This is a genomic window from Actinoplanes palleronii (assembly GCF_016862315.1).
GTDB classification, from domain to species: Bacteria; Actinomycetota; Actinomycetes; order Mycobacteriales; family Micromonosporaceae; genus Actinoplanes; species Actinoplanes palleronii.
The window spans coordinates 19,610-41,079 of sequence record NZ_BOMS01000091.1; the positions used below are offsets into that span (position 1 = coordinate 19,610).

Consider the following 21,470-nt stretch of genomic DNA (forward strand, 5'->3'; position numbering starts at 1 on the left):
AGGGAGCCTAGATTACTGACTAGGGCTTGCGACCGACAGCACAGTACTGACTGATCTCCGCGGCGTCCTTGCCCTCCGGGTCCGGCCGCCAGCGGGTCACCGAGGTCACCCCGGGCTCGACCAGTTCCAGGCCGTCGAAGAGCGCGGCGAAACGTTCCGGTGAGCGAAGGTGGTATTTCGGGTTCGCCGAGATGTTCCAGATCCGAGCCGCCTCACGGACGTCCGGGTCGATGTCGCTGCCGTCGTACATCGCGAAGTAGCTGCCGGAGGGGAACGCGGCCAGCAACGTGTCGACGATCCGCTTGGCCTCGGCGTCGTCCTCGACGTGACCGAGGATGCCCATCAGCATCAACGCCACCGGCTTGTCGAAGTCGAGCGTCTGACCGGCCTGCTCCAGGATCCGCGCCGGGTCGTGCAGGTCGGCGTCGATGTACGCGGTCTGCCCCTCCGGGGTGCTGGTCAGCAGCGCTCGGGCGTGCGCGAGCACGAGCGGGTCGTTGTCGACATACACGATCTTCGCGTACGGGTTGGTGTCCTGCGCGACCTCGTGCGTGTTGTCGGCGGTGGGCAGCCCGGTGCCGATGTCCAGGAACTGGGTCACCCCGGCCTCGCCGGCCAGGAAGCGCACCGCGCGGGCCAGATATTGCCGGGAGAGCCGGGCGTGCTCGGCGAAGTGCGGCAGCGACGCGATGATCTGGTCACCGACGGCACGGTCGACCTCGAAGTTGTCCTTGCCGCCGAGCAGGTAGTTCCAGATCCGGGCGGTCTGCGGAACGCTCGTGTCGAGCTTGGGAGCGTCGGTCGGGTCGTCAGCCACGCGCACGTCCTCGAGTAGGGCGCGGACCACGAGTGTCCTCAGTGGAGCCGCGGCGAGTAATCGAGGCCAGCATACCCAGGTCGGACGTACTAAAGGGAGGGTCAGGCGATCGATCGTGCGACACGCCGCAGGAATTCCGCGTTGCTCGCGGTGGTGCGCAACTGCGTCAGCAGTTGCGGCATGGCCTCGCGGCGCTCCTGACCGCCGAGCGCGCGCCGCACCTGACCGACAACGGTCAGCTCGGCCGGCGACAGCAGCAGCTCGTCGTGCCGGGTGCCGCTGACCGCCAGGTCGATGGCCGGGAAGATCCGGGCCTCGGCCAGCGAACGGTCCAGCTTCAGCTCGGCGTTCCCGGTGCTCTTGAACTCCTCGAAGATCACCGTGTCCAGCGCCGAGCCGTTCTCCACCAGGGCGGTTGCGATGATCGTCAGCGAGCCGCCGCCCTCGAGGTTGCGGGCCGCGCCGAGCAGGCGTTTCGGCGGCTGCAGCGCGGTGCTGTCCAGCCCGCCGGAGAGGGTGCGGCCGCGCCCGGCCGGTGCGGTCAGGTTGTACGCCCGCCCGAGCCGGGTGATCGAGTCGAGCAGCACCACCACGTCCTCGCCGAGCTCGGCCAGGCGTTTCGCGCGTTCGACGGCGAGTTCGGCGACCGCGGTGTGATCCTGCGGCGGCCGGTCGAAGGTGGCCGCCACGATCTCCGCCTTGACCGTGCGGCGCATGTCGGTGACCTCTTCGGGTCGCTCGTCGACCAGCACCACCATCAGGTGGCACTCCGGGTTGTTGCGGCTGATCGCGTTGGCGACCTGCTGCAGCACGGTGGTCTTGCCGGCCTTCGGAGGCGCCACGATCAGGGCGCGCTGGCCCTTGCCGATCGGCATCAGCAGGTCGATCACCCGGGTGGTGAGCACGTCCTGGTCGGTCTCCAGGCGCAGCCGCTCCTGCGGGTAGATCGCGGTCAGCCGGTAGAAGTCCGGCCGCGGGCCGGGATCGCGGCCGTTGACCGCGGTGACCTGCAGGTGAGCGGGACGGCCGGGCCGGTCGATCCGGGCGAACCCGGTCACCCGGTCGCCGCGGCGCAGGCCGAGCCGCCGGACCTCGGCCATGGTGAGCGGCAGGTCGTCACCGCCGGGCAGGTAACCGTCGGCACGCAGCCAGGCACGGTCGTCGACGATGTCGAGGAGGGCGTCGACCGCGACGGTCTCCTCGGTTGAGGGTGTTTTTCGGGTACGGGTGACTGTCGTCAAGGGAAGACTCCTAGCCGGGCGCGACAACAGCCCGGGTTGGGAAAGGTGACGGCACTGAAGGCTCGTCAGAGTTGAGGAAGAGCTCCCGGGCGGGGACATCCACCGGCATCCGAGATGCGCCCACCGTAGCACCGTTCGCGGATTCCGCCCAGTAGGGCAGGATGGACGTCACACGCCACGGGGAGGGGACGGGAATGCCACTGTTGCGCCGGATCATCGGAGCCGTGCTGCGCCGCGTGCGTCAGCGCCAGGGCCGCACGCTGAAAGAGGTGGCCGGCGCGGCCGGCGTGTCGCTGCCCTACCTGTCGGAGGTGGAACGCGGCACCAAGGAGGCGTCGTCGGAGATCCTCGCGGCGATCTGCCGGGCTCTCGGCCTGCCGATGACCGACCTGCTCGACCTGGTCCGCGACGAGATGCTGCGCCAGGGCGCCCCACAGACCATGCGCCGGGCCGCCCCGGTGGCGCCGGTCGCCCGGGTCGCGCCGGTCCGCCCGGCCGCCGGACTCCGGCACGGGACCACGCTGCGCCTGCGCCGGGGTGCGGGTCGTCCGCGCACGGCCCTCGGGTGCGCGCGGCTCGCGCGTCTGACCGTGACCTGCTGACCGACCGCGATCAGAAGGTCAGGCGATCACGGTCAGCGGGGTGCCGGGGCCGATCTCGTCGAGCAGCTTCTGCTGTGCGGCCTTCGGCATCCGGATGCATCCGTTCGACACGCTCGTGCCGAACACGTCGGCCTTGTACCACGCGTGGATGCCGGTGTGCGCCAGCTGGAAGACGGCCGCCATCTTCTCCGGCTCCTCCGGGATCGAGCCCAGCACCAGCGCGTCCAGCCCGAGGTAGGGGCTGCCGGACATCCTGGTCGTGCCCATCACGTAGGTGCGCCCGACCGGTGTCGGGGTGGCTCGCGAGCCGACCGCCACGGTCCAGCGCTGGTGCTCCTGGCCGTCGCGCAGCCAGGTCAGGGTGTGCTGGGACCGCTGCAGCACGAGCTGGTCGTGCAGCACCGCGGTCTGCCAGCCACCCGGCGGCACCCAGCCGATCCGCCGGTTCACCGACGGGACGAGCACCGCGACCCAGCCGCGGTCCTCGGCGACGATCGGGACGACGGTGCGCAGCCCGCTGATCTCCGGGGGCAGGAACGCGCGGGGTGTGCCACCCGGTGCGTCGTAGAGCGCGACCTTCTTCGTCGGGTGCAGGCCCTCGGTAGGTGCGACGGTGGAGTTCTTCGCCGGGTCGGCGGGGAGGCCGCGGGGCCCCTTCGCGTACGAGATGATCGGCAGGTCCTCGGGTGCCTTGACCAGCTTGAGCGGCCCGGCCGAAGCGCTCGGTGACACCGGGAGCGTCGCCGGCGGCGCGGAGGGAGCCACCCACTGCTCGGGGGCGGCGGTGGTGTCCCGCCCGTTGGCCAGACCGACGGCCGCGCCGGCGGCGAGGACCACGGCGACGGCCGCGGCCGTCAGGTACACACGGGTCCGGGCGCCAGGCATCGGCCCAGACTAGCCACCGCCCCCGCGCTCGATCAAAAAATGAGAGATCTTTTGAACGGAGACTCGTTCACATCTGGCGGATAGGGTTTTTGACATGCTGCGCAAGCTGGGCTTTCTCACGATCGGCCTGTTCGACGAGGCCGACCCCGCCCGGGGACACGAATCCACCCTGGAAATCATCGAGCTGGGCGAGCGCCTCGGCTTCGACAGTGCCTGGCTCCGCCATCGGCACCTGCAGTTCGGCATCTCGTCGCCGGTCGCGGTGCTGGCCGCGGCGTCCCAGCGGACCAGCCGGATCGAGCTGGGCACCGCGGTCATCCCGCTCGGCTGGGAGAACCCGCTGCGCCTGGCCGAGGACCTGGCGACGGTCGACCTGCTGAGCGGCGGGCGGCTGAACCCCGGCCTCAGCGTGGGGCCGCCGATGAACTTCGACCGCGTCAAGGACGCGATCTATCCGGACACGGCCGATGCGGAGGACTTCAGCTACGCCCGGGTCGAGAGGTTGCTTTCTTCGGTACGAGGTGAGCAGGTCACCGACTTCGAGGGCACCGTGGGGTTCGAACAGTTCTCCCGCCGGGTGCAGCCGCACTCGCCCGGTCTGGCGTCGAGGCTCTGGTATGGCGGGGGCAGTCTGCGGTCGGCGCAGTGGGCCGGTGAGCACGGGATGAACTTCCTGACCAGCAGCGTGGTGAAGGCCGAGGAGTCGGAGGACTTCGCGGAGATCCAGTTGTCCCACGTGCGGGCGTTCCGGGCGGCGCATCCCGACGGTGACAAGGCCCGGGTCTCGCAGGGCCTGGTGGTGATCCCGACCGACTCCGCGTCTGCTGAACAGCGCGCCAAGTACCGCGCGTACGCGGAGCAGCGGACGCCCCGCACCCGCTCGCCGCAGGGGCCGGCGCGGATGATGTTCGCGCCGGACATCGTGGGGTCGTCGGCGGAGATCGCGGAACGGCTGGAGGGACATGCGGCGTTCCGGGAGATCGACGAGGTGGCGTTCGCTCTGCCGTTCACCTTCGACCACGACGACTACGTGCAGATCCTTACCGATATGGCCACGCACCTGGGTCCGGCTCTGGGCTGGAGGCCCGGCCTGTAGGGCCTGCGCGAACCTTGCCTGGCCCGATGCTTCGCCCGCGACTTGCGGTGGCGGGCCGGCTCGCAGGGGTGTGTCGTGGGGGTGGAGGCACCTCTGGGGGCCAGCCGGCGCGGGGCCGCCGGCGATCACTCACCCCGCGGAGCCCCGGGTGACGATCACCCGCCGGTTCGGCGACGGGGTCTCCTACGTTGCCCCATGACGATCGATATCGGACATCCAGGTTCGGGTGCCGAAGCTGGTGCAGGATCGGGTGGCGATCGCGGCCGCCTCGTCGAGGGACGTGGCGAAGGTGGTGTCGGTCAGGGGCCGGCGGCGGGCCGTGGCCAGGGTGAGGGCGCCGTGCAGGACGTCGCCGGCGCCGAGGGTGTCCACGACGTCGGCCGGTGGCACCGGATGGGTCGCGAAGCCGTTGCCGGTCCAGCGCAGGAGCGGGCCGGGGCCCTGGCTGACGGCGATCCAGCGGACGCCGTGGCCGGCCAGGAAACCGGCCACGGCGGCGGGGTCGTGCGCCGCCGGCGGGCGGAAGTCGGCGGAGCAGACGACGACGTCCAGCAGCGGCAGCAGGGCCGGGAGGGCCGGCTTCCAGCTGCCGGCGTCCAGCAGCGTGGGGATGCCCTGGCGGCGGGCCTCGGTCAGGACCGCGACGGCCAGTTCCGGATAGTGGCCGTCGACCTGGACCGCGCGCTGTCCCCGCACCAGGGCGGGCAGATCAGGAACGGTCAGGGTGCGGGTGGCACCGTTGGTGGAGACGACCGCGCGATTTCCGGTGCCGGCACTGACCACGATGCTGGACACCGGCGGGGCACCCGGGTCCCCGGCGGCCAGGTCGATCAGGTGGACACCGCGCGCGGCCAGGTCGGCGTGGATGCCGGCGGCGAGCGGATGGCTGCCGACCGCGGTCAGCAGCGTGGCCGTGCCGCCCAGATGAGCAGCGGTCGCGGCGGCATTGGTGGCCGGCCCGCCGGCGGCGACGGTCTGCCTGAGCGCGGTGACCTTCTCGTTGTCGGCCGGGTACCGCTCGACGAACTGGAGGACGTCCAGTGTGCAGAGGCCGGCGAACAGGACATCGGTCATCCGGGGAGATCGTCCCGGCGGGCCGCGCGGGCGAGGCGGGTGGTCAGGCCGTCGACGAAGGTGAGCAGAGCGAACTCGAAGCTGTCCCGGTCGACGGCGTCGGCGTGTTCGCGGAGGCGGTGGGCGTCGTTGAGGGACGGGTAGCGGTCGAGGTAGACCTGGACGTCGTCGGCGAAGCCGCGGGAGAACGAGCCCATGGCGGCGCCGACCACCAGGTATTTGGTGGAGGCGCCGATCATGGTGGCGTCGCGGGCGGGCCAGCCGGCGGCGACCAGGCCGCCGTGGATGGCGTCGGCGCGGCGCAGCGAGGCGTCGCGCTGGCCGGGGCCGTGTGCCAGGAACGGGACGATGTTCGGGTGGCCGGCCAGCGCCGCGCGGTAGGAGCGGGCCCAGCCGAGCAGGCCGTCGCGCCAGCCGAGTGCGAACGCGCTGACGTCGACCTGCTCCATGATCTCGCTGGCCACGTCGTCGAGCAGCTGTTCCTTGGTGAGGTAGTGGAAGTACAGCGCGGGGGCGCTCACGGTCAGCGCGGTGGCCAGTTTGCGCATGCTCAGGCCGGCGAGACCGTCCCGGTCGATGATCTCCAGCGCGGCCGCCCGGATGCCGGGCTTGCTGAGCAGCGGGGTCGTCGGCCGCGGCATGGCTGTTTCTCCTGACCGTTGAATTGCCTAACACTGTTAAGTTAACATGGCCGGGGAAACCTGACAGCGTTCAATTTAGGAGACGGCCGTGGACCTCACCCTCTCGGAGGAACAGCAGCAGCTGCGTGACCTCGCCCGGGATTGGGTGGAGCGCGAGGTCGTCCCGCACGCCACCGAGTGGGACCGGATCGAGCAGGTCGACCCGAAGATCGTCGGGAAACTCGCCGAGCTGGGCTTTCTCGGTCTGGGGATCGCCGAGGAGCACGGCGGCTCGGGTGGCGACTTCCTCGACTACGCGCTGCTGATGGAGGAGTTGGGCCGCGGCGACACCTCGGTGCGCGGCATCGTCTCGGTCTCCCTCGGGCTGGTCGCCAAGAGCATCCAGGCCTACGGCGACGCGGAGCAGAAGCAGCGCTGGCTGCCGGCCCTGTGCACCGGCGAGACGCTCGGCTGCTTCGCGCTGACCGAGCCCGGCACCGGCTCGGACGCCGGCAACCTGGTCACCCGCGCGGTCCGCGACGGCGACGGCTGGCTGATCAGCGGCGAGAAGATCTTCATCACCAACGGGACGTGGGCCGGGGTGGCGCTGGTCTTCGCCCGCACCGGCGGGCCCGGTGCGCGGGGCGTCTCGGCGTTCCTGGTGCCGACCGACCGGGCCGGCTTCGGCCGCCGCGAGATCAAGGGCAAGCTCGGGCTGCGCGGTCAGGCCACCGCCGAGCTGACGTTCGACCAGGTGCGCGTCTCCGACGCGGAACGCCTGGGTGCGGAGGGCGCCGGCTTCAAGATCGCTATGAGCGCGCTGGACAAGGGCCGCATCGCGGTCGCGGCGGGCAGCGTGGGCTTGGCTCGCGGTTGTCTCGAGGCCTCCATTTCGTACGCCGGGGAGCGCACCCAGTTCGGCAAGCCGATCGCCGCGTACCAGCTCGTACAGGAAATGATTGCGGAAATGGCAGTGGAGACCGAGGCCGCGCGCCTGCTCGTCTGGCGCGCCGCCGATCTGGTCGATCGCGGTCAGCCGTTCGGCACTGCGGCCTCGATGGCCAAGCTGTTCGCGAGTGAGGCCGCGGTCAAGGCCGCGAACCAGGCGATCCAGGTGTTCGGCGGGTACGGCTACGTCGACGAGTTCCCGGTCGGCAAGTACATGCGCGACGCCCGGGTCACCACGCTGTACGAGGGCACCAGCCAGATCCAGAAGTTGCTCATCGGCCGGGCGCTGACCGGGATCAGCGCGTTCTGAACACGTCTGAACAAGGGAGTTCATCCATGAGCCGGGTTGCCATCGTGACCGGGGCCGCGCGCGGCATCGGCGCGGCCACCGCGTTGCAGTTCGCCTCCGAGGGCGCGGCCGTCGCCGTGCTCGACCTCGACGAGTCCGACTGCGCCGGCATCGTCGGCCGGATCCGGGCGGCCGGCGGCACCGCGATCGCGCTGGGCTGCGACGTCGCCGACGAGGCACAGGTGGACGCCGCGGTCGACAAGGTCGCGGCCGAGCTGGGCGGGGTCGACGTGCTGGTCAACAACGCCGGCGTCACCCGGGACAACCTGCTGCACAAGATGTCCGCGGGTGACTGGGACCTGGTGATGAACGTGCACCTGCGCGGCGCGTTCCTGTGCAGCCGGGCGGTGCAGCGGCACATGGTGCCCAAGCGCTACGGCAAGATCATCAATACCTCGAGCGTGTCCGCGCTGGGCAATCGCGGTCAGGCCAACTACGCCACGGCCAAGGCCGGCATCCAGGGCCTGACCCGTACGCTCGCGATGGAACTCGGCCCGTTCAACATCAACGTGAACGCGGTCGCGCCCGGTTTCATCGCCACCGAGATGACCGACGCGACAGCTGCTCGCATCGGGCTCTCCGCTGCCGATATGCAGGCCAAGGCAGCTGAGATCACGCCGCTGCGCCGGGTCGGGCAGCCGGAGGACATCGCCCGGGTGGTGGCGTTCCTGGCCGGCGACGCCGCATCGTTCGTCACCGGCCAGACCCTGTACGTCGACGGCGGCCGCCGTCTCTAGCCTGGAAAAGGACCCCCTGACATGCGTCGCACCGTATTCAACGAGGACCACGAGGCCTTCCGGGAGACCCTGCGGGAGTTCCTGGCGGCCGAGGTCGTCCCGAACTACGACGAGTGGCTCCACGCCGGTGAGGTGCCGCGCGAGTTCTACAAGAAGCTCGCCGAGCTCGGCCTGTTCGGCATCGAGGTGCCCGAGGAGTACGGCGGCGCCGGCATCGACTCGTTCAAGTTCGCCGCGATCCAGTACGAGGAGACCACCCGCGCCGGTGTCTCGTTCGGCGGCTCGGGTGTGCACGTCGCGCTGTGTCTGCCGTACCTGCTGAAGCTGGCCACGGCGGAGCAGAAGCAGCGCTGGCTGCCGTCGTTCGTGAGCGGCGACATGATGTTCGCGATCGCGATGACCGAGCCCGGCACCGGCTCCGACCTGGCCGGGATGAGCACCAGCGCCAAGCTCACCGAGGACGGCAAGCACTACGTGCTGAACGGCGCGAAGACCTTCATCACCGGCGGCGTGCTCGCCGACCGGGTGATCGTCTGCGCTCGTACGTCGCCGGCCAAGCCCGACGACCGGCGCTTCGGGATCTCGCTGCTCGTGGTGGACACCAAGCTGCCCGGGTACTCGGTGGGCCGCAAGCTCGACAAGCTCGGGCTGAAGACGTCCGACACCGCTGAGCTGGCGTTCCAGGACGTGCTCGTACCGGTGGAGGATCTGCTCGGCGAGGAGAACAAGGGGTTCTCGTACCTCGGTCAGAACCTGCCGCAGGAGCGTCTCGGCATCGCGTACGGTGCGTACGCGCAGGCTGCGGCGGCGGTGGAGTTCGCGAAGCAGTACACGTTGGAGCGCAAGGTGTTCGGGCAGAGCGTGGCCTCGTTCCAGAACACCAAGTTCGAGCTGGCTGCCTGTCAGGCCGAGGTGGACGCGGCGCAGGCGGTGGCCGATCGGGCTCTCGAGGCGCTGGACGCGGGTGAGCTGACGGCGGCCGAGGCGGCTTCGGCGAAGCTGTTCTGCACCGAGGTGGCGCATCGGGTGATCGACCGGTGCCTGCAGCTGCACGGCGGGTACGGGTTCATCAACGAGTACCCGATCGCTCGTCTGTACGCGGACAACCGGGTCAACCGGATCTACGGCGGTACGTCCGAGGTCATGAAGATGATCATCGCTAAGGACATGGGGCTGTAGTTTTCGCTTTTACTTTTGCTTCGCTTCCGCGAGGTGGGTGGTTCCGAGGCGGGGCCCTCTTCGAAGCCCGTCAGGCTTGATGTCTTCGAAGAGGGCCCCGCCTCGGAACCTGCCGGTCTCGGTGGGCGCCGCGACTACCGGGTGTAGTGGCTTGGGCATCGTAGGGTGTCCATGTGATGAGAGTGCGGATCGCTGCTCTGTCCTTGTCCCTGCTGAGTTCGGTCGCGATCAGCGCTTGTAGTGGCGATGATCCCGCGCCTGCCGCTACGCCGGATCCCGCGGAGGCGAGTGGGCCCGGGGTTTATACGGCGCCGGGGGATCCGCGGAGTTTGTGTGCGTTGCTGTCCTACGGGGCACTGGGGGGTGCGCTCGGGATTCCGAGTGGAGCGCCCAAGACGGAGGCGCTCGGGTCTGATCCGACGTCGAGCCGGTCGGCTCGGTGCGTTCAGAGCCTCAGTCCGCAGGCCGGCGCCGGGGCAGACAGCGGTGGTCTGGTCACCACCGAGATCACCTTCTGGCATGACGTCGAGCTGGCCAAGAGTCAGTTCAGCTACGGCAAGGGCAACGACGCCAAGGACTACGCCCAGGACCAGCGGGTCGAGGAGCAGGGCGGCATTGGTGCCGAGGCGTATCGGTACGTCCGCGCGCCGGCCGAGGAGCAGGTGCTCATTCCCGTGCTGGAGGTCCGGCACAGCAACCTGGAAGTGTCCGTGCGGTTCATCACGTCGGCGCCGCCGGGTGGGTTGGATGCTCGGAGCAAGCAGCTTTTCGGGGCGGCCGGGGCTTATGCGAACGAGGTGCTGGCGACGGTCCGAAAAGCGGCACCGGCGCCGGCACCGGCGACCAGCTAGGGGATGTAGTCCTCGAGGCGGGCTGGGGTGAGGCCGTTCTTGTGGATGGCTTTCAGGACGGCCAGGTAGTCGTCGACGAAGCGCGGGCGGAAGTGCATCAGGATGATGTCGCCCGGGTAGATGACTTTCTCTTCGTTCTGGTAGAAGAGCTTGCCGTGGTCGGTGGTCTGGGTCCACGTGAAGACGGCTTTCATGCCGCAGGCGTGTGCGGCGCGCAACGTGTTGTTGTTCCAGGAGCCGCCGGGCGGGCGGAACAGCGTCGGGCGGGTGCCGTAGTACGCGGCCAGTTTGTCGGCGCCGCCGCAGATCTCGCGTTTCTGGCCCTCCAGGGACAGCCGGGTCATCGTGGCGTGGGTGATCGTGTGGTTCTCGATGGTGGCGCCGGCGGTCTGCAGCGGGAGGAAGAAGCCCGGGTTGTCCTTGATCGCGTTGACCTCGAGGAACAGGGACTGCGGCACGTTGGCGGCCTGGAACAGCTGCAGCGCCAGCGGGTTCTTCTCCCAGCCGTCGTCGATCGTGATGAAGGCGATCTTCTCGGTGGTGGGGATGCGGCTGAAGAACGCGGCCTTGCCGTCCGTGGCCGGTGGCAGCGACACCTTGACCGGGAGCGGCGCGGGTGGGAACTGCGGGACGCGCTTGCGGAGGTTCTCCGGGAGCGCGGCCAGGGCCGCCGTCACGGACTCCGGGGTGCCGGAGCCGGCGATGCCGAATCCCGGGACGCCGGACGCGCCGGGCGCTGATGCCGGGGCGGACGGGTCGGCGGCCGGGGCGGTGCTGGGCGGGGGCGGGGTCTCCGGGCCGCCGGCGGGGTGTGCGCCGGAGCTGCCGCATCCGGCGAGGACCGCCAGCAGGGTCCCTGCTGCGGCGGTGCGAAACAACCTGCTCGTTCTCATGCCTGCGTCCCCGCGGTAGGTGGTTCGTCAGAGAGCTGACGCGGCCCACGGGTGAAATGTTCACTCGAAAGATGAATTGTGCTGTTCGTCATTCTGGTCAACCCGGGTGGGGGCCCGTGATCGGGTCCCGATGGTACGCACCGGGTGCACGTCCGGAGGCGGTCCTAGGGTGAGCGCATGGCACTTCTGCACAAGACGGAGATCAAACCGACGAAACTCGAGCTGCTGGGTGAGTGGCTGCCCGGCCGGAGCTGGGCCGCGGGAGCTGCCGGGGCTGAAGGGGCTGCCGGGCTCGCGGTGAGCCGGGTGGCCGCGGGGCGGTTCGACGACCCGGCCGGGGTGGTCGGGCTCGAGGTGATGCTGGTCCGGGTGGGTGACGGGCCGGTGCTGCACGTCCCGCTGACCTACCGGGGCGCGCCGCTGGCCGGCGCGGAGGAGTTCCTGGTCGGCACAACCGAGCACGGGGTGCTCGGGACGCGCTGGGTCTACGACGCGGCCGGTGACCCGGTCTTCGTGTCCGTGCTGACCGACGTGATCCGGACCGGCGGCACACAGGCGGCCGAGGAGCTGCACGACGGCGATCAGGTGATCGTCCGCGAGCCGAACCTGCTGCTGCGGGGCAGCGGATCCGAGGCGCCAGGGACCGTGGGTGACCTCACGGTCGCTGACCTCGAGGTCACTGACGGACAAACCACCCTCATCGGTACGTCCATGGGAGTCCTGCGACTGTTCCGCACGCCCACGCAGTCGCCGGCCGCACCCGACGGCGCGCTGCTCACCGCCCATTGGTCCGGTGTGGACACCCCGATCGCCCTCGCGAGCCTCGCCACCTGAAATCCGGCTGGTTGTCAGGGGTGTCTCCGGAGGGTTGAGGCACCCCGGGGAGCCGGCCGGGGGTCAGTTGCCGGTGGCCGGGGTCAGGTGGCGGTGGAGGGTCTCGAGGGCGGTCAGGACGGCGGCCAGGGACTCCGGGGTGGGCGTGGCCAGCGCGGCGGTGACGGCGGGGGAGATGTCCGCGGTGGCGACCTCGCGGCGGCGGGCGGACATCGACGGGTTGCGGCGGAGTAACTGGCGGCGGCGGTCGGACGGGTCCGGCTCGGTCAGCACCGATCCGGCCTCGCGCAGGCGGGCGACGGCGCCGGAGACCGCGCTCTGCGGCAGGCCGGTGCGGCGGGCGACCTCGGTGACCGTGGTGCCGTCGTGGGCGTAGACGTCGGTCATCACGACGACCACGGCACGCTCACCACCGGTGCGGCCGCCGGGCGGCTCGGGGAGAGCCTGCTCGCCGAGCCGCAGGAGGGTCCGGCCGAGCAGGATCAGTTCTACGGGAGTCACCTGCCACACAATACATCACTCTTGATGCATCATAAGTGATGCTTTATCGTCGAGGGCATGAACGCCTTCGTGAACGTGCCCGGTGCCCGGATCCACTACCAGGTCGCCGGGGCCGGGCCGGTGCTGGTGGTGGGGCAGAGCGGGGACGGGGACGCCGACCGCAGTGCCGATCTTGTCGACGCGCTGGCCGATCGGTTCACCGTGGTCACCTGGGATCGGCGGGGGCTGTCGCGCAGCGTGCGTGACGAGGTGGCCGCGCCGGTCGGCATGGGCGAGCACGCCGCGGACCTGGTCGCCGTGCTGGGTCAGGTGACCGATGAGCCGGTGGCCATGCTCGGGCTCAGCCTGGGCGCGGTGATCGGCATGCACGTGCTGGTGTCGTACCCGGGAATCGTCGCGGACCTGGTGGCGCACGAACCGATCGCCCTGCGCTTCCTGGACCCGGATGCCGAAGGCCGGGCCCGCCGTGACCTGACCGCGGTCCTGGACACGCACCGTCGAGTCGGGTGGCGGGCCGCGGCGGCGGCGGTCGCGGCCGTGCTCGGGATCGACCCGCGGGATCAGGAGACCGAGCCGGGGGTGCGGGAGTTCCCGTTCGACGAGCGGCGGGCGGCCGATTTTGAATACTTCCTGAGCCACGATCTCGACGCCGCGCTCCAGGACGACCTGCGGCTGGCTGATCTGCCCGCCAGGGCGCGGATCGTTCCGGCGGTGGGGGAGACGAGTCCGGTGGACGGGTTCGACCGTCAGGCCGGGCTGGCGCTGGCCCGGCATCTCGGCGTGCCGGCGGTGCGGTTCCCCGGTGGGCACAACGGGAACATGACGCACCCGCGGGCCTTCGCCGCGCGGCTCACCGAGGTGCTCGCGGCCGCGGTGAGTCCACAATGGTCACGGGAGGGTCACGAACCTTATCGATCGTAGTGACTTCCATGCCGATCGATCGGAGACTCCGGGAGAAGCGCCTGGACACCCCTTTCGGGCGCGCTCTCCTCCGGAGGACCCGCACGTGAGACAACCATCCCGCTGGGGCCGGCGAACGTTCACCTCCGTCCTGGCGCTCGGCCTGACCGCCGGCGTGACGACGATGACCGGTGCACTGCCGGCCGCGGCCGCGCCGGCGCCGGTCACCAACGACACCGCGCCCGCCACCGAGGACGTCGCGCCCAAGGACTCACCGGTGGCGGCGCTCGGCGCGCACGACGCCGGCCTGCTCGCCGAGGCACAGGCCGCACGACGGCCGAACGTCACCCTGATCATCGCCACCGACCAGGGCCGGACCGCCGACGTGGCGGCCCGGGTGGAAGCCCTGGGCGGCAGCGTCGCCCGGCGGTTCGACCAGGTCGGCTACCTGCTCGCCTCGGTGCCGACCGGCAAGGCGCTCAGCGCCGCGAAGCTGCCCGGTGTCGCGGCCGTCGACCTGGACGAGACCGTCCAGGTGCCGAAGCCGGACCTGACCGCCGACACGAGCGCCGCCAAGCAGGCCGCCGTGCCGGCCGGGCCGGGCGCGAACACCCCGGCCGACAACCCGTACCTGCCGGTCGGTGAGACCGGGTCGGTGGACTTCAAGAAGAAGAACCCGGCGTACGACGGGCGGGGCGTGACGATCGGCGTGATGGACACCGGTGTCGACCTGGCCCACCCGGCGCTGCAGAAGACCACCACCGGGCAGCGGAAGATCGTCGACTGGGTCACCGCGACCGACCCGCTCGTCGAGGGCGACGCCACCTGGCGGCGGATGGTCACCGCGGTGACCGGCCCGACGTTCACGTACGCCGGCGCGACCTGGACCGCACCGGCCGGGAGCTGGAAGGTCAGCCGGTTCTCGGAGAGCATCACCGCCAACTCGGAGCCGGCCGGCGACGTCAACCGCGACGGCGACACCACCGACACCTGGGGCATCCTCTACGACCCGGTCAGCCACGACATCCGGGTCGACGTGAACCAGAACCTGGACTTCACCGACGACGCCGTGATGCGGCCGTACAAGGAGAAGTTCGACGTCGGGTACTTCGGCACCGACAACCCGGCCACCGCGATCGCCGAGCGGATGCCGTTCGTGGTCGAGTACCGCGAGGACGTCAGCCTGGAGCCGGTCGGGCTGCCCGGCACCGACGACTTCGTCAACATCGGCATCCCGGAGGGCCTGCACGCCACCCACGTGGCCGGCATCGCGGCCGGCAACGACCTGTTCGGCAACCGGGTCCTGGACGGCCAGGCGCCGGGCGCCACGATCGTCTCGGCCCGGGCCTGCTCGTGGGGCGGCGGCTGCACGGCGGCCGCGCTGACCACCGGCATGATCGACCTGGTGGTCAACCGGCACGTGGACGTGGTGAACCTGTCGATCGGTGGCCTCCCGGCGCTGAACGACGGCTCCAGCGCCCAGTCCCAGCTCTACCAGGACCTGATCACCAAGTACGGCGTCCAGCTGTTCATCTCGGCCGGCAACTCCGGCTCGGGCGTGAACACCATCGGCGACCCGTCGGTGGCCACCGACGCGGTGAGCGTCGCGGCCAGCGTGTCCAAACAGACCTGGCTGGCCAACTACGGCTCGGTGGTCCGCAAGCGCGAGCAGCTGTTCCCGTTCTCGTCGCGCGGCCCGCGCGAGGACGGCGGCTTCAAGCCGAACATCTCGGCACCGGGCTCGGCCATCTCGGCCACCCCGACCTGGGAGGTGGTGGCCGGTCTGGACACCGTCGGGTACACCCTGCCGGTCGGCTACGCGATGGAGAACGGCACGTCGATGGCGGCGCCGCAGGCCACCGGTGGCGCCGCGCTGCTGCTCTCGGCGGCCAAGCAGAACCGGCTCACGGTCACCCCGGCCCAGCTGCGCCGGGCGATCTACTCGACCGCCGGCCCGATCGCCGGCGAGCAGGTCTACGAGCAGGGCTACGGCCAGTTCGACGTGCCGGCCTCGTGGAAGCTGCTGGCCAAGAAGCTCGAGACGCGCACCTACACCTCGACGGCCGCGGTCTGCACCCCGCTGGCGCAGTACCTGACCCCGCCCGGGGTCGGCACCGGCATCTACAACCGGTGCGCGGCCTCGGCCGGTGGTTTCACCGCGGGACAGACCGAGTACGTCACGATCGCGCTGAAGCGCACCAGCGGCCCGAACCGCACCATCGAGCACAGGCTCTCCTGGCAGGGTGACCGGCGGGGCTTCTCGTCGGCCCGCTCGGTCGGGCTGCCGCTGAACAAGGCCGTCACGGTCAGGGTCAAGGTCACCGCCGCGCGCGGCGTGACCAGCGCGATCCTCAAGGTGGACGACCCGAGGACCCCGGCGGTCGACTTCGAGGTGCTCAACACCGTGGTCACCGGCGTCGTGGCGAAGCAGCCGTCGTACGCGTCGACGTTCACCGGCGAGGTCGACCGCAACTCGACCACCTCGTTCTTCGTCACCGTGCCGGAGGGCGCCACCTCGTTGCAGGTCGACCTGGGTGGCATCGCGGCCGGTTCGCAGACCCGGTGGATCGGGATCAACCCGTACGGTGTGCCGGTCGAGCCGACCTCCAGCCCGTACTGCTACACCAACTACTCCGACCCGGCCACGTGCAAGCCGGAGGAGCGCTCGTACGACAACCCGCTCCCGGGTGTCTGGGAGCTCGAGGTCGAGTCCCGGCGCACGTCGCCGGTGCTCAGCAACCCGTTCGCGCTGACCGCCAAGGTCCAGGGCGTGACGGTGGCCCCGGCCACGGTCACCCTGCCCACCGTGCAGGTCGGTACGGCCACCCCGGCGTCGTGGACGGTCACCAACCGGTTCGGCCCGCTGACCATCACCCCGCAGGGCGGGTCGCTGGGCAGCTCGTCGAGTCAGCGGCCGACCATCGCGCAGGGTGCGGTGCAGGACTTCACCGTCACCGTGCCGGAGGGCGCGGCCCGGCTGGACGTCGCGATCGGCAACCCGGCCGACCCGGCAGCCGACCTCGACCTGACCGTTTATGACCAGAACGGTGTCCAGGTGGCGGTGCAGGCCGACGGCGACTCGGAGGAGGCGGTCTCGATCGCCTCGCCGGCCGCCGGCACGTACACCGTGGAGATCGCCGGGTACTCGGTGCCCAGCGGCTCGACCGCGTACGACTACCGGGACGCGTACTACAGCACGGCGCTCGGCACGGTCGCCGTGCCGAGCACCCCGATCGTGCTGGGGGTCGGCGCGAGCGCCACGGTCACCGGCGCGGTCACCGTGGCCGCGGTCCCGCCGGCCGGCCGGCACCTCTCCGGTGAGGTGCAGTTCGTGACGGACGAGGGCGCGGTCGTCGGCCGCGGCACCGTCGCGATCGGCGCCGTCACCGGGTAACCGGCGACGCGAGGCGATGAGGGGGTGGGCCCGCCGGGCTCATCCCCTCAGCTTGTCCTCGGCCTTGCGCGCGGCGACCAGCACCGGGTCCCAGACCGGGGCGTACGGCGGCGCGTAGCCCAGGTCGAGCCCGGTCATCTCGCCGACCGTCATCCGGTTCCACACCGCCACCGCGAACGCGTCGATCCGCTTGGCGGCCTCGGCCTTCCCGACGATCTGCGCGCCGAGCAGCACGCCGGTGCCCCGCTCGGCGAGCACCTTGACGGTCATCGGGGTGGCGCCGGGGTAGTAGCCGGCCCGGTTGGTGGACTCCACGGTGGCCGTGACGTACTGGAAGCCGGCCTGGTCGGCCTCGCGGGAGCCGAGACCGGTGCGGGCCACCTCCAGGTCGCAGACCTTGGTGACCGCGGTGCCGATGATCCCGGGGAAGGTGGCGTACCCGCCGCCCAGGTTGATCCCGGCGACCCGGCCCTGCTTGTTGGCGTGCGTGCCGAGCGGGACGTGCACCTGCCGGCCGCTGACCCGGTGGTGTGTCTCGGTGCAGTCGCCGGCCGCCCAGACCCCGCCGGCCACCCGCTGGCGCAGGTCGGTGCGCAGGCCACCGGTGGCGCCGAGCGGGAGTCCGGCGGCGGCGGCCAGGGCGGTGTTCGGCCGTACGCCCAAGCCGATGACCACGACGCCGGCCGGCAGCGTCCCGGCGTCGGTGACCACCGCGGCGATCTTGCCGTTCGCGGTCTCCAGGCCCTCGACCGTGACGCCGGTGCGCAGGTCGATGCCGAGGCCGCGGACCGCGTCGGCGACCAGCGCGCCCATGTCCTCGTCGACGGTGCCCATCGGCTGGGCGGACCTCTCCACGAGCGTGACCCGGAGTCCGCGATTGATCATCGCTTCGGCCATCTCGACGCCGATGTAGCCGGCCCCGATCACCACGGCCGACTCGGGTTTCTCGGTGTCCAGCCACGCGCGCAGTGCGCTGCCGTCCTCCAGGGTCTGCACGCCGAACACGCCGCCGGCGTCGGTCTCGGCCCACGGCGGGCGCACCGGGGAGGCGCCGGTCGCGTAGACGAGCTCGTCGAAGCCCTCGCGCCGGTCCCGGCCGGCGTCCAGGTCGCGCACGGTGACCGTGCGGGCGTCCAGGTTGATGCCGGTCACCTCGTGCCGGGTGTGCACGGCGATCGCGTTCTTGCGGAACTCCTCGGGGGTCCGGGCGATCAGCGCGTCCGGCCCGTCCACCTGGCCGCCGATCCAGTAGGGGATCCCGCAGGCCGAGTAGGACACGAACCGCCCCATCTCGAAGGCCAGGATCTCCAGGTCGTCGGGGCCGCGTCTACGCCGGGCCTGTGAGGCCGCGGACATCCCGGCCGCGTCGCCGCCGATCACGATCAGTCGCATCCGCCCATTGTGCCCGGATAAGCGGCTCTGTTACCGGCGGATTTCCGGAAGGTGTTGCCTGTCGCATCGGCCGGGCTCTATGGTGACGACACCGAACCCCGTCGATAGTCCGTTCTCTAGGACGGATCGTCGAAGCGCTTCGACTGATTTCTCGAAAAGTGTTTCCGCTGGTCAGGGTGCTCCCTGACGGGCAATTCACCGTGCCTGGAAACGATTCTTTTGGAGTCCGCTATGCGCAGAAGACGCGGCCTGGCCCTGATAGGTGCCGCTCTGCTCGCCGTTCCCCTCGTCCCCGGAGCCGCACGCGCCGACGCGACCTATCCGTTCCGCGATCCGGCCCTTCCGCTGGCGGCGCGGGTCGACGACCTGGTCGCCCGGCTGACGCTGCCGGAGAAGCTCTCGATGCTCCACCAGTACCAGCCGGCCGTCCCGCGCCTCGGCCTCGCCGTGTTCAAGGCCGGCACCGAGGCACTGCACGGCGTGGCCTGGTCCAACGACTACGACGCCGGTGGCGCCAAGATCGACGCGACCGCGACGGTGTTCCCGCAGGCGGTCGGGCTGGCCAGCACGTGGGACCCGGCGCTGATCGAGCGGGTCGGCTCGGCGGTCGGCGACGAGGCCCGCGGCCTGCACGCGCAGGACCCGACGGTGTGGGGCCTGAACCTCTGGGCGCCAGTGGTCAACCTGCTGCGCGACCCGCGCTGGGGCCGCAACGAGGAGGGTTACTCCGAGGACCCGCTGCTGACCGGGGCGATCGCCACCGCGTACGGGCAGGGGCTGCAGGGTGACGACCCGGACCACCTGAAGACCGCGCCGACACTCAAGCACTACGCGGCGTACAACAACGAGACGCTCCGCGACCGGACCTCGTCGAACGTCCCGCAGCGGGTGCTCAACGAGTACGACCGCGAGCCGTTCCGGATCCCCCTGCAAGCCGGGGCCGCGACCGGCGTGATGGCCTCCTACAACCTGATCAACGGGCGGCCGGCCACCGTGGACCCGGACCTGGGCACGCTGGTCCGGGGCTGGAGCGACCGGCGGCTGTTCAACGTCTCGGATGCCTGGGCGCCGACCAACCTGACCGGCTCGCAGGCCTACTTCGCGACTCAGGCCGAGGCGGACGCCGCGGTGGTCACGGCCGGGTTGGACAGCTTCACGGTCAACGACACCAACGGCGAGCCGACCACCACCGCGCTGCAGCAGGCGCTCGACCGGGGTCTGCTGACCGAGGCGCAGGTGGACACCGCGGTCGGGAACGCGCTGAGCATCCGTTTCCGGCTCGGCGAGTTCGACCCGGACGGCGGCCCGTACGCGAAGATCCCCACGTCGGTCGTGGACAGTCCCGCGCACCGCAAGCTGGCTCGGGAAGCCGCGGCCGAGGCCGCGGTGCTGCTGAAGAACGACGGCAACGCGCTGCCGCTGAAGACCGGCGGTTCGGTCGCGGTGGTCGGTCCGCTGGCCGACTCGCTCTTCACCGATTGGTACGGCGGACAGCTCCCGTACCAGGTGACCGCGCTGGACGGCATCACCGCGCGGGCCGGCACGGTGTCCACCGCCGCGGGCGCCGACCGGATCGCCCTCAAGGACGTCACCACCGGCCGGTACGTGACGGCCGCCGACCCGGAAGCGGTCGCCGCGACCGGGGTGGGACCGGACGCGGCCGCCCAGTTCGACTCAGTGGACTGGGGCGACGGGGTGTCGACGCTGCGCAACGCCGCGAACGGCACGTACCTCGGCTACAACTGGGGCCCGTTCGTCACCCACGACACCGCACCGACCGGCTGGTTCGTCCAGCAGCAGTTCAGAGTGGAGCCGCAGGCCGACGGCACGGTGGTGCTGCACTACGCCGGCTACGAGACGCAGGAGAGCTGGTTCGGCCCGAACACCTACGTGACGGTCGGCGCGGACGGCGCACTCGGCCTGGGTTCGGCGACCGCGGCCGGCGCCGCGCACTTCGCCAAGGAGGTGCTCGTCGACGGCGTGGCCGCGGCGGCGGCATCGGCGAAGGGCAAGCAGACCGCCGTCGTGGTGGTCGGGACGAACCCGTTCGTGGCCGGCAGGGAGGCGCACGACCGCACCGGGCTGGCCCTCGGCGCCCGGCAGGAAGCGCTGATCGAGGCGGTCCGCGCGGCCAACCCGCACACCGTGGTGGTGCTGCAGAGCAGCTATCCGGAGGCGATCACCTGGGCCCAGCGGGACGTGCCGGGCATCGTCTGGACCACGCACGCCGGCGCGGAGACCGGCAACGCCCTGGCCGACGTGCTCTACGGCGACGTCAACCCGTCCGGCAAGCTGACACAGACCTGGTACTCCTCGGTCGCGGACCTGCCGGCGGACCTCAACGAGTACGACATCGTCAAGTCCCGGCAGACGTACCTCTACAGCGACGCGACGCCGCTCTACCCGTTCGGCCACGGGCTGTCGTACAGCACGTTCCGGTACAGCGGGCTCCGGGTGGCCGGCGGCAAGGTCAGCGTGACCGTCACCAACACCGGCAAGCGGGCCGGTGACGAGGTGGTCCAGCTCTACACCCACCAGCGCACCTCCCGCGACGTCACCGCGACCAAGCAGCTCCGCGACTTCCGCAAGGTGCACCTGGCGGCCGGGCGGAGCACCGTCGTGACGTTCGCGCTCACTCCGGCCGACCTGGCCCGCTGGGACGTCACCCGGCAACGCTGGGTGACTGAGACGTCGGTATACGACGTGCTGGTCGGCGCGTCGTCGAGTGACATCCGGCAGCGTGCGGCCCTGCCGGTGCGCGGCGAGACGATCCCGGCCCGTGACCTGTCCGCGGTGACCAGGGCGGAGACGTTCGACGACTACGCCGGGGTGCGCCTGCTCGACGAGAGCAAGGCAAGCGGCACGGTGGTGGGTGCGGTCACTGCGGGTGACTGGATTGCTTTCCGGGATGCCGCGCTGCGCGGCGGAAAGACCTTCACCGTACGGGCGTCCGGCGCCGGGACCGTCCAGCTCCGGCTGGGCTCACCGGGCGGGCGGCTGCTGGGCACGGCCACCGTGCCGGACACCGGCGGGATCTATACGTACGCGGACGTCACCGCACCGCTGGCGGCCGTGCGTGGCCGCCGGGACGTCTACCTGCTGCCCAGTCCCGGGCTGCGGCTGGCGTCGTTCGGGATCCGATGAGACTCGCGGCGGG

At 70.9% G+C, this 21,470-nt stretch carries 18 protein-coding genes; 10 read left to right on the forward strand and 8 right to left on the reverse strand.

Annotation, left to right across the window (positions count from 1 at the left end; translation table 11 throughout):
- Positions 1 to 19: 19 nt before the first annotated feature.
- Complete coding sequence (locus Apa02nite_RS29020) at positions 20 to 817, reverse strand: SAM-dependent methyltransferase (RefSeq protein ID WP_203827840.1); 798 nt, start codon at positions 815 to 817, stop codon at positions 20 to 22.
- A gap of 101 nt (positions 818 to 918) precedes the next feature.
- Entirely contained in the window at positions 919 to 2,058 is a 1,140-nt protein-coding gene (gene rho / locus Apa02nite_RS29025) for a transcription termination factor Rho (RefSeq protein ID WP_239164643.1), read from the reverse strand.
- Between the two features lie 194 nt (positions 2,059 to 2,252).
- On the opposite strand from rho, the gene Apa02nite_RS52420 reads away from it, so the two are divergent.
- A complete protein-coding gene (locus Apa02nite_RS52420; protein WP_083971393.1) occupies positions 2,253 to 2,660 on the forward strand; it encodes a helix-turn-helix domain-containing protein in 408 nt (135 codons plus the stop codon).
- A gap of 18 nt (positions 2,661 to 2,678) precedes the next feature.
- Here Apa02nite_RS52420 and Apa02nite_RS29035 read toward each other — a convergent pair whose 3' ends face one another.
- Positions 2,679 to 3,545: a L,D-transpeptidase gene (locus Apa02nite_RS29035; protein ID WP_203827842.1), complete on the reverse strand. Its 867-nt coding sequence runs from the start codon at positions 3,543 to 3,545 to the stop codon at positions 2,679 to 2,681.
- A gap of 94 nt (positions 3,546 to 3,639) precedes the next feature.
- On the opposite strand from Apa02nite_RS29035, the gene Apa02nite_RS29040 reads away from it, so the two are divergent.
- A complete protein-coding gene (locus tag Apa02nite_RS29040; protein WP_203827843.1) occupies positions 3,640 to 4,641 on the forward strand; it encodes an LLM class flavin-dependent oxidoreductase in 1,002 nt (333 codons plus the stop codon).
- Between the two features lie 183 nt (positions 4,642 to 4,824).
- On the opposite strand, the gene Apa02nite_RS29045 is transcribed toward Apa02nite_RS29040, so the two are convergent.
- A complete protein-coding gene (locus tag Apa02nite_RS29045) occupies positions 4,825 to 5,715 on the reverse strand; it encodes a PfkB family carbohydrate kinase (protein ID WP_203827844.1) in 891 nt (296 codons plus the stop codon).
- Positions 5,712 to 6,356, reverse strand: a complete 645-nt coding sequence (locus Apa02nite_RS29050) for a TetR family transcriptional regulator (RefSeq protein WP_203827845.1) — start codon at positions 6,354 to 6,356, stop codon at positions 5,712 to 5,714. Before Apa02nite_RS29050 ends, Apa02nite_RS29045 begins: the two co-directional genes overlap by 4 nt.
- Positions 6,357 to 6,444: 88 nt before the next feature.
- On the opposite strand from Apa02nite_RS29050, the gene Apa02nite_RS29055 reads away from it, so the two are divergent.
- The 4 genes from Apa02nite_RS29055 (at position 6,445) to Apa02nite_RS29070 (ending at position 10,399) form a co-directional block, all read left to right on the forward strand.
- Positions 6,445 to 7,593, forward strand: a complete 1,149-nt coding sequence (locus Apa02nite_RS29055; protein WP_203827846.1) for an acyl-CoA dehydrogenase family protein — start codon at positions 6,445 to 6,447, stop codon at positions 7,591 to 7,593.
- Positions 7,594 to 7,619: 26 nt separating this feature from the next.
- Complete coding sequence (gene fabG, locus Apa02nite_RS29060) at positions 7,620 to 8,369, forward strand: 3-oxoacyl-ACP reductase FabG (RefSeq protein WP_232344192.1); 750 nt, start codon at positions 7,620 to 7,622, stop codon at positions 8,367 to 8,369.
- A 21-nt stretch (positions 8,370 to 8,390) separates the two neighbouring features.
- Entirely contained in the window at positions 8,391 to 9,548 is a 1,158-nt protein-coding gene (locus Apa02nite_RS29065; protein ID WP_203827847.1) for an acyl-CoA dehydrogenase family protein, read from the forward strand.
- A gap of 338 nt (positions 9,549 to 9,886) precedes the next feature.
- Entirely contained in the window at positions 9,887 to 10,399 is a 513-nt protein-coding gene (locus Apa02nite_RS29070; protein WP_203827848.1) for a hypothetical protein, read from the forward strand.
- On the opposite strand, the gene Apa02nite_RS29075 is transcribed toward Apa02nite_RS29070, so the two are convergent.
- The gene (locus Apa02nite_RS29075; protein WP_203827849.1) at positions 10,396 to 11,292 is read right to left on the reverse strand and encodes a polysaccharide deacetylase family protein; all 897 of its coding nucleotides are present in this window, start codon (positions 11,290 to 11,292) and stop codon (positions 10,396 to 10,398) included. The two genes, Apa02nite_RS29070 and Apa02nite_RS29075, sit on opposite strands and share 4 nt — an antisense overlap.
- Positions 11,293 to 11,469: 177 nt before the next feature.
- Here Apa02nite_RS29075 and Apa02nite_RS29080 point away from each other — a divergent pair, with 177 nt between their 5' ends.
- Entirely contained in the window at positions 11,470 to 12,126 is a 657-nt protein-coding gene (locus tag Apa02nite_RS29080; RefSeq protein ID WP_203827850.1) for a maltokinase N-terminal cap-like domain-containing protein, read from the forward strand.
- Positions 12,127 to 12,189: 63 nt separating this feature from the next.
- Here Apa02nite_RS29080 and Apa02nite_RS29085 read toward each other — a convergent pair whose 3' ends face one another.
- Positions 12,190 to 12,627, reverse strand: a complete 438-nt coding sequence (locus tag Apa02nite_RS29085) for a MarR family winged helix-turn-helix transcriptional regulator (protein WP_203827851.1) — start codon at positions 12,625 to 12,627, stop codon at positions 12,190 to 12,192.
- 57 nt (positions 12,628 to 12,684) lie between these two features.
- On the opposite strand from Apa02nite_RS29085, the gene Apa02nite_RS29090 reads away from it, so the two are divergent.
- Positions 12,685 to 13,548, forward strand: a complete 864-nt coding sequence (locus Apa02nite_RS29090; RefSeq protein ID WP_203827852.1) for an alpha/beta fold hydrolase — start codon at positions 12,685 to 12,687, stop codon at positions 13,546 to 13,548.
- 85 nt (positions 13,549 to 13,633) lie between these two features.
- Entirely contained in the window at positions 13,634 to 16,921 is a 3,288-nt protein-coding gene (locus Apa02nite_RS29095) for a S8 family serine peptidase (RefSeq protein ID WP_373873065.1), read from the forward strand.
- 39 nt (positions 16,922 to 16,960) lie between these two features.
- Here Apa02nite_RS29095 and Apa02nite_RS29100 read toward each other — a convergent pair whose 3' ends face one another.
- A complete protein-coding gene (locus tag Apa02nite_RS29100; protein ID WP_203827853.1) occupies positions 16,961 to 18,313 on the reverse strand; it encodes an FAD-dependent oxidoreductase in 1,353 nt (450 codons plus the stop codon).
- Between the two features lie 231 nt (positions 18,314 to 18,544).
- Between Apa02nite_RS29100 and Apa02nite_RS29105 the strand changes: the two genes are divergently transcribed.
- Positions 18,545 to 21,457 carry a glycoside hydrolase family 3 protein gene (locus tag Apa02nite_RS29105; RefSeq protein ID WP_203827854.1) on the forward strand — a complete coding sequence of 971 codons (2,913 nt, stop codon included), beginning with the start codon at positions 18,545 to 18,547 and terminating at the stop codon, positions 21,455 to 21,457.
- Positions 21,458 to 21,470 lie beyond the last annotated feature (13 nt).

What these genes read in the sequence shown, in the direction of transcription:
- Apa02nite_RS52420 (WP_083971393.1), top strand. Translation starts at nt 2,253, where the DNA reads ATGCCACTGTTGCGCCGGATCATCGGAGCCGTGCTGCGCCGCGTGCGT.
- Apa02nite_RS29035 (WP_203827842.1), bottom strand. Translation starts at nt 3,545, where the DNA reads ATGCCTGGCGCCCGGACCCGTGTGTACCTGACGGCCGCGGCCGTCGCC.
- Apa02nite_RS29040 (WP_203827843.1), top strand. Translation starts at nt 3,640, where the DNA reads ATGCTGCGCAAGCTGGGCTTTCTCACGATCGGCCTGTTCGACGAGGCC.
- Apa02nite_RS29045 (WP_203827844.1), bottom strand. Translation starts at nt 5,715, where the DNA reads ATGACCGATGTCCTGTTCGCCGGCCTCTGCACACTGGACGTCCTCCAG.
- Apa02nite_RS29050 (WP_203827845.1), bottom strand. Translation starts at nt 6,356, where the DNA reads ATGCCGCGGCCGACGACCCCGCTGCTCAGCAAGCCCGGCATCCGGGCG.
- fabG (WP_232344192.1), top strand. Translation starts at nt 7,620, where the DNA reads ATGAGCCGGGTTGCCATCGTGACCGGGGCCGCGCGCGGCATCGGCGCG.
- Apa02nite_RS29065 (WP_203827847.1), top strand. Translation starts at nt 8,391, where the DNA reads ATGCGTCGCACCGTATTCAACGAGGACCACGAGGCCTTCCGGGAGACC.
- Apa02nite_RS29075 (WP_203827849.1), bottom strand. Translation starts at nt 11,292, where the DNA reads ATGAGAACGAGCAGGTTGTTTCGCACCGCCGCAGCAGGGACCCTGCTG.
- Apa02nite_RS29080 (WP_203827850.1), top strand. Translation starts at nt 11,470, where the DNA reads ATGGCACTTCTGCACAAGACGGAGATCAAACCGACGAAACTCGAGCTG.
- Apa02nite_RS29090 (WP_203827852.1), top strand. Translation starts at nt 12,685, where the DNA reads ATGAACGCCTTCGTGAACGTGCCCGGTGCCCGGATCCACTACCAGGTC.
- Apa02nite_RS29100 (WP_203827853.1), bottom strand. Translation starts at nt 18,313, where the DNA reads ATGCGACTGATCGTGATCGGCGGCGACGCGGCCGGGATGTCCGCGGCC.
- Apa02nite_RS29105 (WP_203827854.1), top strand. Translation starts at nt 18,545, where the DNA reads ATGCGCAGAAGACGCGGCCTGGCCCTGATAGGTGCCGCTCTGCTCGCC.